The following is a 14,977-nucleotide window of genomic DNA, read 5'->3' as shown; positions in this document are numbered from 1 at the left end:
GTCCGGCCCATGCGGATCAGGGATGTTTGTGACGGAATGAGGGAGCCGCGGCAATAAAAAAGGGCCATCCACAGATGACCCCTTTTGTCTCACACTCTCAGGTTTTGATCGTCCGGCGCAGCAACTCAGTTCAACCGGCCCGCCGCATGGGCAAGCATCGTGTAGACCTTGCCGGTGTCGGAGGTCAGGTAGGACTGCGTCACCGTACGGTTCGGATCGGTGCGGGCGACATCGGCGAGCAGCTTTTCGAAATCGCCGATGTAGCGGTCGACGGCGGTACGGAATTCGGGCTCGCGATCATATTTGCGCTTGATCTCGTCGAAGGTCTGCTGGCCCTTCAGCGTGTAGAGGCGACGGGTGAAGACGTCGCGCTCGCCGCGCTGATAGCGGCGCCACAGGTCGACAGAGGCGTCATGATCGATGGCGCGGGCGATATCGACCGAGAGCGAATTCAGCGATTCAACGACATGGCGCGGGTTGCGGCTGTCATTGGCGCGCTGGGCGGGAGCAGGGGCCGGAGCGGCCGCTTCGGCAGCGGGGCGGGCCGGAGCACGCGAAGCCTCTTCGGCCTCTTCACGCGAGGCGCCGCGCAGGAGATCGCTGATCCAGCCGCCGCCGGCGCCTTCCGTGCGCGGAGCTTCCTGGCGAACTGGAGCAGGGGCCGGCTGCGGAGCCTGGGCGACCGGACGCTGCTGAGCGGGTGCAGGAGCCGGAGCGGGCGCTGCAGTCGGGGCTGGCGAAATAGTGCCGCGCAGGCCCATGGATTCGATCGACTGGCGCGCCGTCGGTGCCGGCTGCGGGGCAGGCGCCGTCGGGATCACCGGCTGGGTAACGCGCGGAGCAGGTTCGGCCTGGGCAAGCGTGCGGGCGACCGGCTCGGAGAGTTCGAGCCGCTGGCTGGAGCGGCCGACGATCTGCGAAATATCCTGCAGGGCCTTGATCTGCTCGGCGACGGCCCGGCGCATGGCAGACGCGCTCTCCTTGGCTTCTTCCGGCAGGTCGAAGGCGCCGCGCTTCAGCTCGGCGCGGGTGGCGTCGAGTTCGTTGCGGATATCGGCTGCCGAGCGGCGGATATCCTCTGTTGCGCCCGAGAATCGGCCGACCGCCTCCTCGATCGCATCGCGGAGCGATCCGCGCAGGTTCTGCGCTGCATTGTCGGAGGCGCGGCCGGCTTCACCGAGCATGCGCTCGACTTCCGAGAGCGAGGCCGTCAGGCCGCCGCGCAGGCGGTTCGTGAGGTCGCCGGAGCGGCGCTCGACATTGGCAAAGCTGCTGTCGATCGTCGCATTGGCTTCCTCGCCGGCGCGGTTGATTGCTTCGCGCATGGTGGAAGCTGCCTCTTCGGCGCGCTTCTCGGTGTCCGAAAGCACCCGGCCGATATCGGCGAAGGAGGCCTGGACGCTCTGGCGCAACGTGCCGGTGACCTGATTGGAGCGCTGTTCGGCGCGCTCGAAGACCGTCTCGATCATGCCGCCGAGGCCGCGCATGGTCTTTTCGATCTCGCCCGAGCGCTGGACGAGGCCGGCCGCCAGCGTCTGCAAGGCGTCTTCGCGCTCTTCCAGCGTGGAGACGAGGCCCGACTGGGCGGCGGCAAGAAGATGCGAGGCCTGGCCCAGAACCTTCGAGTGATCGTCGAAGCGACCGATGATGCTGCCGACCTGGGCGAGCGTCTGGCCGGAAATATCCGACAGGCGATCGACCTTGCCTTCGAGAAGGCGGGTAGAGGCAGACACCATTTCGGCGGCCTTGGCGGCAGAGTCCGTGAAGCGCGAGGTCGTGTCGCTGAGACGGCCGTCGACGCCGGTCAGCTGGTCGGCGGCGCGCGTCATCATCATGGCCATGGCGGCACTGCTTTCCGACAGTCGCTGGACGAGGCCATCGACGTTGTTCGTCAGGCTGTTCTCGATGGCGGCGACGGCATTGGCGACGTTTTCGGCACGCGCTTCGACGGCCTGGGTGATTGCGTCATTTTCCGCACGGAGGCGCTCGGCGCTGAGGCTTGCCGCCGCGGTGATGCGGGCTGCGGCTTCCTGGCCGGCATCGGTGTAGCGGTCGATGATCGGGCGCGCCGTCTCGTCGAGGATGCGCGTCAGCTCGGTGGAGCGGCCAGCCAGCATGGAGTTCAATTCGCGTGTGCGCTCGTCGAGAGTTGCGCGGATCGAGCTGCCGCGTGCTTCCAGCGCCTTGTCGATATCGGTGAGCGTCGTATCGATCTCGCGGGCACGCTGCTCCAGGCTGGAGCGGATGATGCTGGTGCGGGCTTCGAGCGCGCGGTCGACATCAGCCATGCTCGATGTGATCTGACTGCTGGCATCCGTCAGGGTCGAGCGGATCGAATTACCGTGCGCTTCCAGCGTCTGGCCGGCATCGGCAAGCGCGTGATTGATGGCGCTGACCTGGCTGCTGACGATACTTTCTGCTTCCGCCACCTTGCTGACGATGACGTTGCCGGCCTCGGAGAAGGTCTGGGCAACGGCAGCAGCCTGGCCGGCGAGGCGGCTCTGCGCCTCGGCGACGCGGTTGACGATCTGCGACGAGCGCTCGTCCATGGCTTCGGCGAACTGCTGGCCGGTACGGCTGAGCAGTTCCGAGGACTTCGCGGCTTCGCCATCCATGCCTTCGGCAGCTTCGGCAACGGCGCTGCGCAGGCTTGCGGCGAGACCCGCGGCCTTGCCTTCGATCGTGCGGTTGACGGCATCCAGACCGACGGTCAGAGCGCGGTCCATGGTGGAGAGACGTTCCTCGATGCGCGCGTTGCCGCGATCCATCATGTCGCTCAGTGCCGCGGTGCGGCCATCGATCGATTGCGCCATGGTCGCGCTGCTGCTGTCGAGCGTTTCAGCAAGATGTGCCCGGCGGCTGTCCAGAGCCTGCGTGAGGTTTGCACTGCTGTTGTCGAGGGCCTGAGTGAGGTTGGCAGTGCCAGCATGCAATGCTTCCGTCAGGCTGGCGGCACGGCTATCGAGGGCCTCGGTCAGGCTGGTGCTGCGGCTGTCGAGCGCATGCGTCAGATTTGCGGCGCTGTTGCCGAGCGTTGTGGCGATGCGCTCGGCTGTGTCGTCGCCGATCGCGCCGAGGCGGGAGATACCGTCGTTCAGCACCCCGGAGAGATGATTGCCTGCCGCGTCGACCTTATCGGCCACGCCGCCGACGCCATCGGCGATGCGAGCCTCGATGGCGGCAAGTCCGGCTTCGACGCGAGCGCCGGTTTCAGTGAACCGACCGGTGAGATTGTCGACGGAATGGTCGAGATGGCCGGAGAAATCGGCGGCGGAACGCGAGATCGTGTTGGCGGCTTCCTGGAAGCGGCCGGCGATTTGACCCGCGCTTTCGCGCATGCGGTTCTCGAGCGTCTGGGCGCTGTTGTCGATCGCCTGACGGATCGCGGCCTCGCGATCTTCCAGCGACATTTCGAGCATGCCGATGCTCGTCGCAACCGACGTACCGATCGAGGTCGCCTGTTCGGAAAGCGTGTCGTTGATGAGGTTATGGGCCTCGGTCAGCGACAGGGTGATGGCATTGGTGCGATCGTCGAGCGTGGCGCGGATGCGGTCATGTGCGGCTTCGAGACCGCCTTCGATGTTGTTTGCGGCATCGTTCGCAACGCTGCCCAGACGCTGCTGCGCATCGATGAGGCTATCCTCGATGCGGCCCGTCATGCTGCCGATGATGCCTTCCATGCGAGCGCCACCGGCATCCAGAGCTTCCGAAAGCGTAGCGCTGTGCTCGGCAAGCGCGGTTTCGAGACGAGCCTGATTGTCCGTATAGGCGGTGCGGATCGCTTCCGTGCGGTCGGCAAAGGCGCCGGCAACACGCTCTTCGGCACTGGCAACAGTGTCCATGATAGCGTTACTGCGGTTTTCGAGCGCGGATTCGAAGCGGCTCTGGCCGTCGTCGAGCGAAATGGCGAGCGCCATGGTCTTTTCGTCGAGCGTATCGGACAGGCGGTCAGCGCTGTTGGTCACGGCATGGACGATGGATTCGGCGCGACTGGTGAGCGCTTCCTCGATGCGGAGCTGGCTTTCGCCGAGCGATGCGGCGATCCGGTCATGGGTGCCGGCGGCGGCATTGACGAGAGCGTCAGCACCCGCCGTCAGCGTGTCTTCCAGGCGGTTCTGGCTCTCGTTCAGCGAGATGGCAAGCGCCATTGCCTTTTCGTCGAGCGTTTCGGCGAGGCGGTCATGCGTGCCGGAGACGGCATTGATCAGCGCTTCCGAATGGGTCGACAGCGTATCTTCGATGCGCGCCTGCGTTTCGTTCAGCGAAATGCCGAGCGCCATCGCCTTCTCGTCGAGCGTTTCGGCGAGGCGGTCATGCGTGCCCGATACGGCATTGATGAACGCTTCCGAATGCGTCGACAGCGTGTCTTCGATGCGCGCCTGCGTTTCGTTCAGCGAAATGCCGAGCGCCATCGCCCGTTCATCCAGTGTCTCGGCGAGACGGTCATGCGTGCTGGAAACGGCGCCGAGTAGCGCCTCAGAACGGGTCGCCAGCGTATCGTCGATGCGAGCCTGACCTTCGTTCAGCGAGATGGCAAGCGCCATCGCCTTTTCATCGAGCGTGTCGGAAAGGCGGTCATGCGTGCCGGAAACGGCATCGACGATGGCTTTCGAGTGGCTCGCAAGCGTATCCTCGATACGTGCCTGACCTTCGTTCAGCGAGATCGCAAGCGCCATCGCCTTTTCATCGAGCGTGTCGGAAAGGCGGTCATGCGTGCCGGAAACGGCATCGACGATGGCTTTCGAGTGGCTCGCAAGCGTATCGTCGATGCGGGCCTGGCCCTCGTTCAGCGAGATGGCAAGCGCCATCGCCTTTTCATCAAGCGTATCGGAGAGGCGGTCATGTGTGCCGGAAACGGCTGATATGAGCGATTCCGAATGGGTCGCCAGCGTGTCTTCGATGCGCGACTGCGTCTCGTTTAGCGAAATCGCCAGCGCCATGGCCTTTTCGTCGAGGGTTTCGGCGAGACGGTCATGCGTGCCCGAGACAGTATTGATGATGGCTTCGGAACGGCTCGTGAGCGCTTCGTCGAAGCGGGTGTGGTGGTCGGCGAGTGCGCCGATCAGGGCGCCGCCGCGTTCGGCCATCACGCTGTCAAGGCCGGTATGGGCAGTCTTCAGCGCATCGGTGATTTCAGCAGCGCGGGCGGCGAGAACGCTGCTCAGCTCTTCGGCGCGACCGCCGAATGCGCCCGTGACCTTTTCGGTGCCGCTGTCGACGGCAGTGGCGAGTTCGGTCGTGGTCGTCTGTAGCGTATCCCGGAATTCGGCTGCCCGGGCGGCGAGGTTGTTCTGCAGTTCGGAGGTCCCGGTCGCGAGCGCCAGCGAGATTTCCGAGGTGGCGTTGCCGAGAGCGGAGCTAAGCTCGCCGGTGCGGGTCGTCAGCGCCGAGGTAATCTCTTTCGCACGGCTGGCAAGCGTGCCTTCCAGCACTTCCTGGCCGGTTGCAAAGGCGGTCGCCAGCGCCAGCGACTGCTCGGTCATGGAGGTGCCGAGACGATCGATATTGGAATTGAGGATGTTATCGATGGAATCGGCGCTGCCCGACAGCGTCTTGTTGATGCGGGTAAGGCTCTCGATGAGCTTGGTGTCGAGCGAACCGGCGCGCTTGTCGAAGGCGTCGGTAAATTCGGCGACTCGTTCGTCGAAGGCAGTCGAAAGCTGGGCGACAGTCGTCTGCAGACGCTCCTCGAAGAAGCCCGAGCGCAAGTCGAGATCCATGACGGCATCGTCGGCCGTCGATTGCAGGCTCTGGCGGAAGCTGGCGCCTTTTTCGTCGAGAGCCGCGTTCAGCCTGGTCAGCACGTCATCGAGCGTGCCGCCGATCGTGCGCTCGCCCGATGTCAGGCTCTGATTTATATCTCGGGTGCGGGAGATCAGAATCTCGTTGAGCTGCTGGGTGCGCTCCTGCAGCGCCGCATTCAGGCGCTCGGTGCTGGCGTCCATCGTCGAGGCGCGCGTCTCGAACTGGGTGAGCAGGCGCTCGCCATGTTCGTTGATCGTGTTGGTCAGCGCGTCCAGGCGGTTGTCGAATTCATTGCCGATCGCAAGACCTGAGGCAGTCAGCGTATGGAGCAGCGTATCCGTCTTGGCGGCCAGCAGCGTGCCGAGCGACTGCATGGCGCTGTCCGACTTCTCCATGATCGCGGCGGCGCGCGTATCGATCAGCGAGGCGAAGGCTTCGCCCGAGGTCGCAAGACGGATGGCGATCTCTTCGGTGGCGAGCGACAGTTCTTCCTTGAGCTGGTCGTGGACGCCGGCGATGGAAGAGCGGATGCGGTCGGCATGGTTGACGATCGCCTCGCGCTCGGAGCCGAGCTCGTGGACAAGCCCGCGAACGCGCAGTTCGTTATCTGCGTAGGAGCGCTCCAGCGCATTCACTTCGGAATGCACGAGCGTTTCGAGTTCGGAAGCACGCGCAATGGTGCGCTCGATGCCTTCGTTCATGGCCGATACTTCGCGGCGCACGGCCTGGCCGACCGTCATGATACGTTCAGACGCAATGGTTTCCGGCTCGGAAAGGCGCAGTGCAACCTCGGCCATGGAGCGGGCGGCGTTGCGCATGTCCTGGGCACGCGAGATCATGATGGCAAAGGCATAGAACATCATGACCGGCACGATGATGCCGACGATGCCGGCGATCACGCCCGGTAGGGCAGCGAGATCGGTCAGCGAGCGGATCTGCGCGATCTGCGGCGCATAGAGCATGAACATCAGGCCGAGGCCGATGACCACCCACAGAATGGAGACGAGAGTGGCCGTGCGCAGGGCAGGGCGGCTGGAGCCGTTTTCCAGCGACTTCAGAAGCGAGGCAGGTGAATTGCGGCTGGCGTCGTTGGCGGGGGCGAAGGCCGGCGCCCGCGGTGCCTGCTGATCGCCTGTGCGGCCAGCGCGACCGCGGCGGCGTTGTGCTTCTTCCTGGGCCTGATTACGGGCATTGGATGGGTCAGTCACATTAGCCTCCGGGGCGTGGGGCGCGTTACCGCGGCGGGGCGGCACGTTTTCCTGGCCGAAATCGATCTGAAGCGCCTCGTCCAATGCCTTGAACGCTTTGTCCTCGATCGATTCATTGTACTTGTTATTTGCCATTCCGATACGCCTCACAATTCCCGGCAAGTCCGGCAGCGCATCCGGGCCACCGCCTTTGCCCGGAAAGAACCTTCGCCGTTCCAGCCTTCCATCCCAAGACGGACGGATAAGCATGTTATTTCAGAGTAGATAGCCGATTTTTCAAACGAAAGGTATCAAAACACTACCATTATCCACTCTGACGGCAAAGGCGCGCGGCATGAGCCCGCCTCAACAGTATCGTAGTGACACATCTGGGTGCCTTAGACAATTAATGAACCCTTGCGTTTGCGCCCTTCTTAACCTGTTGTTAACACCTTTAAATTTTGAATCCCGCCTAAAAGCCGATATTTTAGCGATGTTTAAGGGACGTTAACCATACGGTCAGATTTCCGCCTCTGATGTGCCGGAATTTAACAGGATCGCCATTCTCCGACCGCACAACTTATGCAACCGCAGGCGATACGAGACGGGAGAATTGGCAAATGGCAGCAGTAAGCATTGCGTTCGAAGCACCTGACAATTCCAACGGGCCTTCGCCTTCCAAGGTACGGCCGATCGACCTTGTCCATCTTGCGCGCCAGACGATGGGCGACAAGACGGTGGAAATTGAAGTCCTCCAGATGTTTGCGCGCCAGGCGCGCGCCTGCCTGCAGGACATTGCAAGCGGTGAGTCCGCCAAGGTAGGCGCAGCCGCGCACCGCCTGAAGGGGGCAGCAAGCTCCATCGGCGCCTTCCGGGTTTCGCAGTCGGCGGAAGCCGTGGAAGTGAACAATGGCGACGCGACCGCCATGGCAGCCCTCGGTGCAGCCGTCATCGATGCCGAGAATTTCATCCTGAAACTCTGCCGAGGATAAGGCAGGAAGGTTGTAAACGACCTAGGCCCGCTGTTCCATTAGGGAACGGCGGGTCTTTTTGCGACGTTCTCCATGACGCATCGGGAATGGCGCAGCCTTTGCGTATCTGCGAGGCTCGGGGCATCCGGCAATGTTGACTGACGCGCCGAATTGTCGGAAGAAAATCCGCCCATCTACGACCAAAGACCGGAAATAATCCTGATGCCCAAACTTACCATCGTCGCCTTTGACGGAACGCGCTTCGATCTCGATGTCGATCAAGGCTCCACCGTAATGGAGAATGCGGTCCGCAATTCCGTGCCCGGCATCGAGGCCGAATGCGGCGGCGCCTGCGCCTGTGCAACCTGTCATGTCTATGTCGACGAACAGTGGACGGAAGTCGTCGGTCCGCCGGAAGCGATGGAAGAGGATATGCTGGACTTCGCCTTTGACGTGCGTCCGACTTCACGCCTTTCCTGTCAGATCAGGATGAAGGCTGCCTATGACGGCCTTACCGTGCACGTGCCGGAACGGCAGGCCTGATTTCTCACTGTTTCGAAGAACATTCTTGTGAGAATGGGGGAGCTTTACCAAAAAGAGAGCCTCGCACGCCGGAGGCGAGCGAGGCGAGGCGGGCGCATTACCTACGGATGAGGGAGGAACACCCGCGGCTTCGGAACGCGCCAGGAGAACACAGTCACGAAAGCCAGCTGCCTTACTGCACTTTCGAATATAGTCATATTACCGCTTTCCGGTTGAGTCCACCAGAATGAAAAATGACCGGTAAAAGGCTGGGAAGCGCACAAGTTTCGCACAAGTTTCATTGTGCAGCTAACGATCCCTACTCGCCTTGAGGCTGAAAAGAGCTTATCTTTCGCCGCCTTTGCCCTTGAGTCTATTGTTGAGCAGTCTCAACATGCGATTCTGGAAATTGACGGCTTCGACGCGATCGAATCGGGCCTGCAGCTTGTCATGCTCCTCTATTCCGCGAGCCGACTCATTCGAGACGAGTTCCTGCATGGCCTCGCAATTGCGCTGCGACGGGAGCGCCTTGAGTTCGCGCTCCATGACGCGGGCCTGAGTGCGGGCGATCTCGGCATGGCGCTCCTCGTGGCGCCTGATATCGCTCGACAAGGCATCCCATATCATCGACAGCTCGCGGCTCGTGCCCTTGCGGTTGCCCCAGCGCGGCATGATGATCTGCGTGTGGACGGTGACCTTGACGTTGCCGACGCGGCAACGTCCGTTTTCCTGGATATAGGTCGCTTCACCGCCGAAACGGATCTTGGTGGCGCCGGGATGGCGGGCGGAGGAGCCGTTCGCTGTCGGGCCACGGCGGCTCAGCTCATCGTCCAGCTCGTCGGCTGTCTTTCCTTTGATATCGAAGTAGGAATAGCTTTTCGTTGCAATGACTTCGGCTGCCGCGGGGCTGCAGAGGAAAAGGGCAATCATGGAAAAGGCGATGGGAAGGCGCATATAACGCAACGCAAGCGGCATTCTGAACTGAACCTGTGTTGAAGTTTGGCGGAGCTTGGGGCATAGCCACGGTAAGCGCAATATCGGATAGCGGCTTTTTTCGTTAGTGACGGGATTAGACTGGTGAATCAGCTCGATAGCAGTTTCTGGCGTGTGGCCCATGGTCGCGAGATCAAGCTCGGCAAGCGCTCAGTAATCATGGCGATCGTCAACGTGACGCCGGATTCCTTCTCCGACGGCGGGCGTTATCAGACGGTCGACAGCGCCGTCGAGCACGCGCTGCAGGCGGTCGCGGACGGCGCCGAAATCCTCGATATCGGCGGCGAGTCGACGCGGCCGGATGCGGCTTCCGTCAGCGCGGCGGAGGAACAGGCGCGGGTACTGCCCGTCATCGAGGCGCTCAGCGGACGCACGCAAGCCTTGATTTCCGTTGATACCTATCGCGCGGAAACGGCGCGACTTGCCATCAGTGCCGGCGCCCATATCGTCAACGACGTCTTTGGCTTGCAGAAGGAGCCTGAAATCGCCGCGCTGTCGGCCGAGACCGGGGCGGGGCTCTGCATCATGCATACGGGCCGCAACCGGCAGAAGCTTGCCGATATCATCGATGACCAGATTTTCTTTCTCGATCGTTCGCTGGAGATCGCTTCGGCTGCCGGCGTCCTGCGTGACCGTATCGTACTCGATCCCGGCTTCGGTTTTGCCAAGGAGACGCCGGGAGAAAATCTGGAACTGATGGCGCGTTTCGAAGAGCTGCACCGCTTCGGCCTGCCGCTCCTTGCCGGCACCTCGCGCAAGCGATTCCTCGGTGCCGTCACGGGCCGGGAGCCGGCGGAGCGCGATGCGGCGACGGCCGCGACCAGCGCGCTCTTGCGGGTTCAAGGCGCGGCTGTTTTCCGGGTACACAATGTCGCAATCAACAGGGATGCGCTTGCCGTAGCCGATGCTATGCTGGCCGCCCGGAACGACACTTCTAAAGCGTGTCACGATCTGTCAGATCCGCATGCCACGCTTTAAGTCTTTGTTCTACGCATGTCGTTGTCGCAAAACCGCTACGCACTTTTGCGCGACATTCTTTAGGGGGAGGCCGTCATGAGTACCTATACGATCCTGATGCAGAACTGCGCCTTCTTCGCCCGCCACGGCGTGCATGCCGAAGAGGAATTCCTCGGCCAGCGCTTTTTCGTGGATGCCGAACTGGAGGTGGAAGCGGGCAGTGCACTGGAAAACGATTCCATCGATGAGACCGTCCACTACGGCACCGCCTTCACCATCATCGAAGAAATCGTCGTCGGCCAGCGGCGTTACCTGATTGAAGCGCTGGCGTTCGATATCGCCAAGGGGCTCTGCAAGAAATTCCCGCAGATCATCAGGGCCAAGATCACGGTGCGCAAGCCGAATGCGCCTATCCCCGGCGTGCTCGACTTCGTGCAGGTGACCGTTGAGCATCGTGTCTGATCCCGGATTCCGTCTCGCAACGCTCGGCCTCGGCGGCAATATCGGCGATCCGGTCAAGTCCATGGCCGCGGCACTCACGCGGCTCGATGCCGACGCGGGTTGCCGGGTGGCGGCCGTGTCGCGGCTTTACCGCACGCCGCCCTGGGGCAAGACCGAGCAGTCCCATTTCTTCAACTCCTGCGCGGCTGTGGAAACACGGCTTGCTCCGGAAGCGCTGCTCGATCTCTGCCTGTCGATCGAGCGGGAGATGAAGCGCGAGCGTATCGAGCGCTGGGGGCCGCGCACGCTCGACATCGATGTGCTGACTTATGAGGGCATCGAGCAGGATGCGCCGCGGCTGGAACTGCCGCATCCGCGCATGACGGAGCGGGGCTTCGTGCTGATGCCGCTTGCCGATATCGCGCCAGAGCTTGTGGTTCGGGGTAGGGTGGTGGCCGATTGGCTGGCCAGCGCAGATATCACGGGAATCGAGATCGCAAACGACAGCCGTGATTGGTGGCGCAAGCCTTGAACGGCTGAAGCTTTTGAATTCTGTGATCGGAACATTCTGGAAGCGCTCCGGTTGACCCTTGGTAAGCAAACCCAAGGAGAAAATCATGGGCATGAAAATCATTGCAGTATCGTTGCTGACGCTCGGCATGGCCACGTCGGCCTTTGCACAGTCGAGTGGCGGTACCGGCGGCGCCGGCAGCAATTCCGGCGGCAACGGTACGGGCATGTCCGGCAATACGAATAGCCAAAGCGGCAGCGGTTCGCAGAACGGCAGCGGGACCGACGATAATTCGACCGGTTCGGTGAATAGCAGCAACAATGCGGGCAACAACTCGCTCGGCAACAGCGATGCAACCGGCGACAATTGCCGGCCGCAGAGCGGCGGCGCCTCCACACAGAACGACAACACGGCGCATCCCAGCCCCGACAGTCAGCAGGATTGCCATTGAGAGCAGGCTGCAAGACTTGAACAATTCTCAAAGGCCCCGCCATGCGGGGCTTTTCCTTGCGTTAGCAACGCCTTGTCGCCTGCGCCGGCTGCTCTAACTCAGAGTGGCGACCAAGCTGGAAATATCATGAGGCAATTCAACGGGAGCCGGAAAAGCCGCTTCTTCAGGTGCCGACATGCCGAACACGAGCCGCAGCCTTCCCGAAGGCATCGAAGATCACACTCGCTTCCAGGAGCGCATCTGGCATGCGCAGCGCTGGGCATGGGTCGGCTTTGCCGCCATTCTCATCTCCGCGCTTTTCGGAGCGCTCGGGCGCGGCGGGCCTCTCTCCCAACAGGAAACGAAGCTTGCCGGCGGCAGCCTCGAACTTCCGATCATCACGCGGTGGAATGCGCCCGACGAGCTGCGCGTCTTTTTCCTACCATCCTCTTCGGACCGCAGGTTCGTTGTCGATCCCGATTTCCTGACGATCTTCTCCATCGAAAGCATCGAACCGCCGCAGAAAGCGACGGACTACGAGAACGGGCGTATCGGCTATGTCTTTCCTGCCGACGCCATCGCGGCGAGCCAGGTGATTCTGAGGCTTCAGACGCAGAAGCCGGGGCTGCGCTCCTTCCGCATCGGTATTGGCCAGGACGTCGTCGAACGTTCGGTCATCGTCTTGCCGTGAGGTGCTGATGGATGCAGTCGTTCGCGGTGTCGCCATCTATTTCATCCTGCTGATGATCATCAGGCTGTCGGGGCGGCGTACGCTCGCTCAAATGACACCGTTCGATCTGGTCATCGTGCTGGTGATGTCGGAGACGACCCAGCAGGCCATGCTGGGCGACGACTATTCGATCACCAACGCCGTGCTCCTGATCCTCACGTTGTTTACGACCGACATCGCCCTTTCCTATCTGAAGCGCTGGTCGCGCCGCACAGCCAGATTGATCGACGGCGTTCCGACCGTCCTCGTTACCAACGGGGTCTACGATGAGGCCGCACTGAGGGGATCGAGACTTCAGCCAGACGATGTGATGGAAGCCGCAAGAACGCAGCAGGGCATCGAGAGTGTCAAAGATATCCGGTTTGCAATTCTCGAGGTGAGCGGAAATATAAGCATCATTCCGAAGGAGTGAGGGAGGGGGAACGGCGGATCAGAGAGCCGAGAGGAATGCATCCGTTTCGGTAATCTCCACCTGTACTGAAAAGCGGCCGCCCAGCAGTTCGAGCGTAGCGTCATGCGTTTCGTCAGCGCTGCTGCAGACGGCGTCCTTCAACAGGATGACGCGATAACCGAGATCGATTGCACCGAGTGCTGCCGCGAGCACGCAGATATCCGTTTCGCCGCCGGTAATGGCGACGGCCTCGACCTTTTCCTGCGCGAGCGTTCCATGCAGCCGCCCGTCGACCCAGGGAGAATAGGTTCGCTTGTCGAGGATGCGGGCAGGCGGTGCGAAACGTTTCAAATCGGCAACGATATCCACGAGTTCCGGCAGCAAGTGTTCGCCGGTCATCATCGGCCATTTTTCGTAATAGTTCCTCCACATGCCCGGCATGGCATCAGCGGTCGGCGGCGGGACGAAGCGCGTGAAAACCGTTCGCTCCGCATACCGCCCTGAGAGTTCAACAATCTGCGGCGATACCGTCGCCATCCACGGCACATGCCATGCTGTCTGTTCCGCGAACATCCTCTGCATGTCGATGCAGAGATGGATCCAATTGCCGGGCATCGGACCTTAAGCTTCCTGCAATCAGGGCGAATTGATGCTGGGCAGGAAATCCTCGACCTGCTTGCGGTCAGCTGCGGAAAGCGGCTGCACCTGCTCCTGCCAGAAGCGTTCGGCCTCCGGCGGATCCTTCTCCCACTGGCGCACGGTGGTGATGTTATCGTCGATCTTGGAGCGGCGGTGTCCGCCGAGGCGCAGATATTCCTTGGCGAGCTTCAGGCTCCTGGTTTCCGTATCCACATTGGTCGTGTTCATGGCCTTGTCTCCTCGACTGCGCAGGGACCAGCCCTGCTATTCACGGAAAACGGGGCGCGGCGCGAAATGATCCAAGCCCATCACGAAATATTAAAATGGGGAACGGAGGCCGGCTGGCACAGTTCTTCCTACCGAGGCGGCGATGAGCCGACCTCGCAATCATGAAAAAGGAGAATGATCATGGCAAACCAAGGCGGTACACACGAACAGCACGTCAAGGCTGGCCAGCAGAGCCACAAGAATGCCGGTTCACAACAGGCTTCGCCTGCCAATAATCAATCAAGTTCGGGTACCCGCGGCGGCACGCATGAACAGCATGTGAAGGCCGGTCAGCAAAGCCATAAGAACAATAACTGATAACCTGATCAATACGGAAAGAAGCCCGCAGAAGTGGGCTTCTTTTATGTCTTCGTCTCGGTGTTTCAACTCTGCGGCGTCCTTGAAGAGCCAGTTTTCAGAACAGCCGATCTCCGGACTGTTCGTCGCTGCAGCCATACAAATGCTGACGATCTTCCGAACCAGAAAAGCAAAAGCGGCGGAAAACCGCCGCTCAGGAAAATCCGTTCCGGCAGATGACCTTACTCGATTGAGCCAACCGCCATTTCGTCGACCTGGCGGGTGAGCGTCAGACCGATGACCGGGATCATCTGGCTTTCGACCTTGACTGAAACGGTGACGTTCATGGTCTTGTCGTCGCGAACGCGGGCAATCATCGCACCATTCAGCTTGGCGCGGTTGATACCGACGACGACGGTGTCTTCCGTGACGGCGCCGGAGACGACGTCGAGGCCCTTGCCTTCGGCTCCGTCAAGGAACTTGCCCTTGTAGGTGGAGCCGGACTGGGAAATCACGGCGGTCATCGGCTGCTTGAACACGCCAACGCGGCAAGTGCCGTCGAGCTTGATGCCGGCGGAGGAATCATCGGCCGGCGAACCGACGAGATTGCAGGTGAATTTCGTGCCCTTGTACTTGCCGGCTACGATTTCGCCCGGACCCTTCCAGGTGCCGGCAACGGATTCGAAGAAGGCCTTGTCGCGGGTTGCCGCCGTGGCGTTGGAAGCGACGTCTGCCACCGGAGACAATGCCGCGGCGGCCAGGCCGCATACAAAAAGAAACTTGCGCGAATACATGGATTTTCCTTGGCAAACACCACTCGAGAACTGGCAGGAAGTTTTGCCGGAGAATGGTTAATGCTTTCTTTCCGAGGCGCTGAAATGCGTGGAAATGCAGGG

Annotated in this window: 13 protein-coding genes and 1 pseudogene; 9 read left to right on the top strand and 5 right to left on the bottom strand. The window is 61.6% G+C overall.

The genetic code is table 11. The annotated features are described in order from the left end of the window. Positions 1 to 125 precede the first annotated feature (125 nt). Positions 126 to 7,088 carry a hypothetical protein gene (locus tag ACK9YZ_RS09270; RefSeq protein ID WP_416066356.1) on the bottom strand — a complete coding sequence of 2,321 codons (6,963 nt, stop codon included), beginning with the start codon at positions 7,086 to 7,088 and terminating at the stop codon, positions 126 to 128. Between the two features lie 464 nt (positions 7,089 to 7,552). Between ACK9YZ_RS09270 and ACK9YZ_RS09265 the strand changes: the two genes are divergently transcribed. Then, complete coding sequence (locus tag ACK9YZ_RS09265; RefSeq protein WP_416066355.1) at positions 7,553 to 7,924, top strand: Hpt domain-containing protein; 372 nt, start codon at positions 7,553 to 7,555, stop codon at positions 7,922 to 7,924. A gap of 201 nt (positions 7,925 to 8,125) precedes the next feature. Then, a complete protein-coding gene (locus ACK9YZ_RS09260; RefSeq protein WP_112547779.1) occupies positions 8,126 to 8,446 on the top strand; it encodes a 2Fe-2S iron-sulfur cluster-binding protein in 321 nt (106 codons plus the stop codon). 324 nt (positions 8,447 to 8,770) lie between these two features. Here ACK9YZ_RS09260 and ACK9YZ_RS09255 read toward each other — a convergent pair whose 3' ends face one another. Further along, the gene (locus ACK9YZ_RS09255; RefSeq protein ID WP_183734903.1) at positions 8,771 to 9,400 is read right to left on the bottom strand and encodes a DUF922 domain-containing Zn-dependent protease; all 630 of its coding nucleotides are present in this window, start codon (positions 9,398 to 9,400) and stop codon (positions 8,771 to 8,773) included. Positions 9,401 to 9,466: 66 nt separating this feature from the next. Between ACK9YZ_RS09255 and folP the strand changes: the two genes are divergently transcribed. The 6 genes from folP (at position 9,467) to ACK9YZ_RS09225 (ending at position 12,899) form a co-directional block, all read left to right on the top strand. Further along, entirely contained in the window at positions 9,467 to 10,396 is a 930-nt protein-coding gene (gene folP / locus ACK9YZ_RS09250; RefSeq protein ID WP_416066706.1) for a dihydropteroate synthase, read from the top strand. A gap of 75 nt (positions 10,397 to 10,471) precedes the next feature. After that, entirely contained in the window at positions 10,472 to 10,837 is a 366-nt protein-coding gene (gene folB, locus ACK9YZ_RS09245; RefSeq protein ID WP_216758276.1) for a dihydroneopterin aldolase, read from the top strand. A gap of 61 nt (positions 10,838 to 10,898) precedes the next feature. Further along, positions 10,899 to 11,348 (top strand): 2-amino-4-hydroxy-6-hydroxymethyldihydropteridine diphosphokinase, encoded by a 450-nt coding sequence (gene folK, locus ACK9YZ_RS09240; protein WP_416066705.1) that lies wholly within the window; start codon positions 10,899 to 10,901, stop codon positions 11,346 to 11,348. An 85-nt stretch (positions 11,349 to 11,433) separates the two neighbouring features. Then, positions 11,434 to 11,778: an oxidoreductase gene (locus tag ACK9YZ_RS09235; protein ID WP_416066354.1), complete on the top strand. Its 345-nt coding sequence runs from the start codon at positions 11,434 to 11,436 to the stop codon at positions 11,776 to 11,778. A gap of 175 nt (positions 11,779 to 11,953) precedes the next feature. Continuing rightward, positions 11,954 to 12,448: a hypothetical protein gene (locus ACK9YZ_RS09230; protein WP_416066353.1), complete on the top strand. Its 495-nt coding sequence runs from the start codon at positions 11,954 to 11,956 to the stop codon at positions 12,446 to 12,448. A 7-nt stretch (positions 12,449 to 12,455) separates the two neighbouring features. After that, positions 12,456 to 12,899, top strand: coding sequence for a DUF421 domain-containing protein (locus tag ACK9YZ_RS09225; RefSeq protein ID WP_416066352.1), 444 nt, complete (start codon positions 12,456 to 12,458; stop codon positions 12,897 to 12,899). A gap of 18 nt (positions 12,900 to 12,917) precedes the next feature. Here ACK9YZ_RS09225 and ACK9YZ_RS09220 read toward each other — a convergent pair whose 3' ends face one another. Together ACK9YZ_RS09220 and ACK9YZ_RS09215 are read right to left on the bottom strand one after the other, a co-directional pair. After that, positions 12,918 to 13,493, bottom strand: coding sequence for a cysteine hydrolase family protein (locus ACK9YZ_RS09220; protein ID WP_416066351.1), 576 nt, complete (start codon positions 13,491 to 13,493; stop codon positions 12,918 to 12,920). Between the two features lie 21 nt (positions 13,494 to 13,514). Further along, a pseudogene (locus ACK9YZ_RS09215) lies at positions 13,515 to 13,727 on the bottom strand (hypothetical protein); the annotation flags it as partial. Positions 13,728 to 13,925: 198 nt separating this feature from the next. Between ACK9YZ_RS09215 and ACK9YZ_RS09210 the strand changes: the two are divergent. After that, entirely contained in the window at positions 13,926 to 14,102 is a 177-nt protein-coding gene (locus tag ACK9YZ_RS09210; RefSeq protein ID WP_416066350.1) for a hypothetical protein, read from the top strand. Positions 14,103 to 14,323: 221 nt separating this feature from the next. Here ACK9YZ_RS09210 and ACK9YZ_RS09205 read toward each other — a convergent pair whose 3' ends face one another. Continuing rightward, positions 14,324 to 14,875: a hypothetical protein gene (locus ACK9YZ_RS09205; RefSeq protein ID WP_416066349.1), complete on the bottom strand. Its 552-nt coding sequence runs from the start codon at positions 14,873 to 14,875 to the stop codon at positions 14,324 to 14,326. Positions 14,876 to 14,977 lie beyond the last annotated feature (102 nt).

The organism is Rhizobium sp. ZK1 (genome assembly GCF_047782645.1).
Taxonomy (GTDB): Bacteria; Pseudomonadota; Alphaproteobacteria; order Rhizobiales; family Rhizobiaceae; genus Rhizobium.
This window is presented reverse-complemented; position numbering and strand designations above follow the sequence as displayed.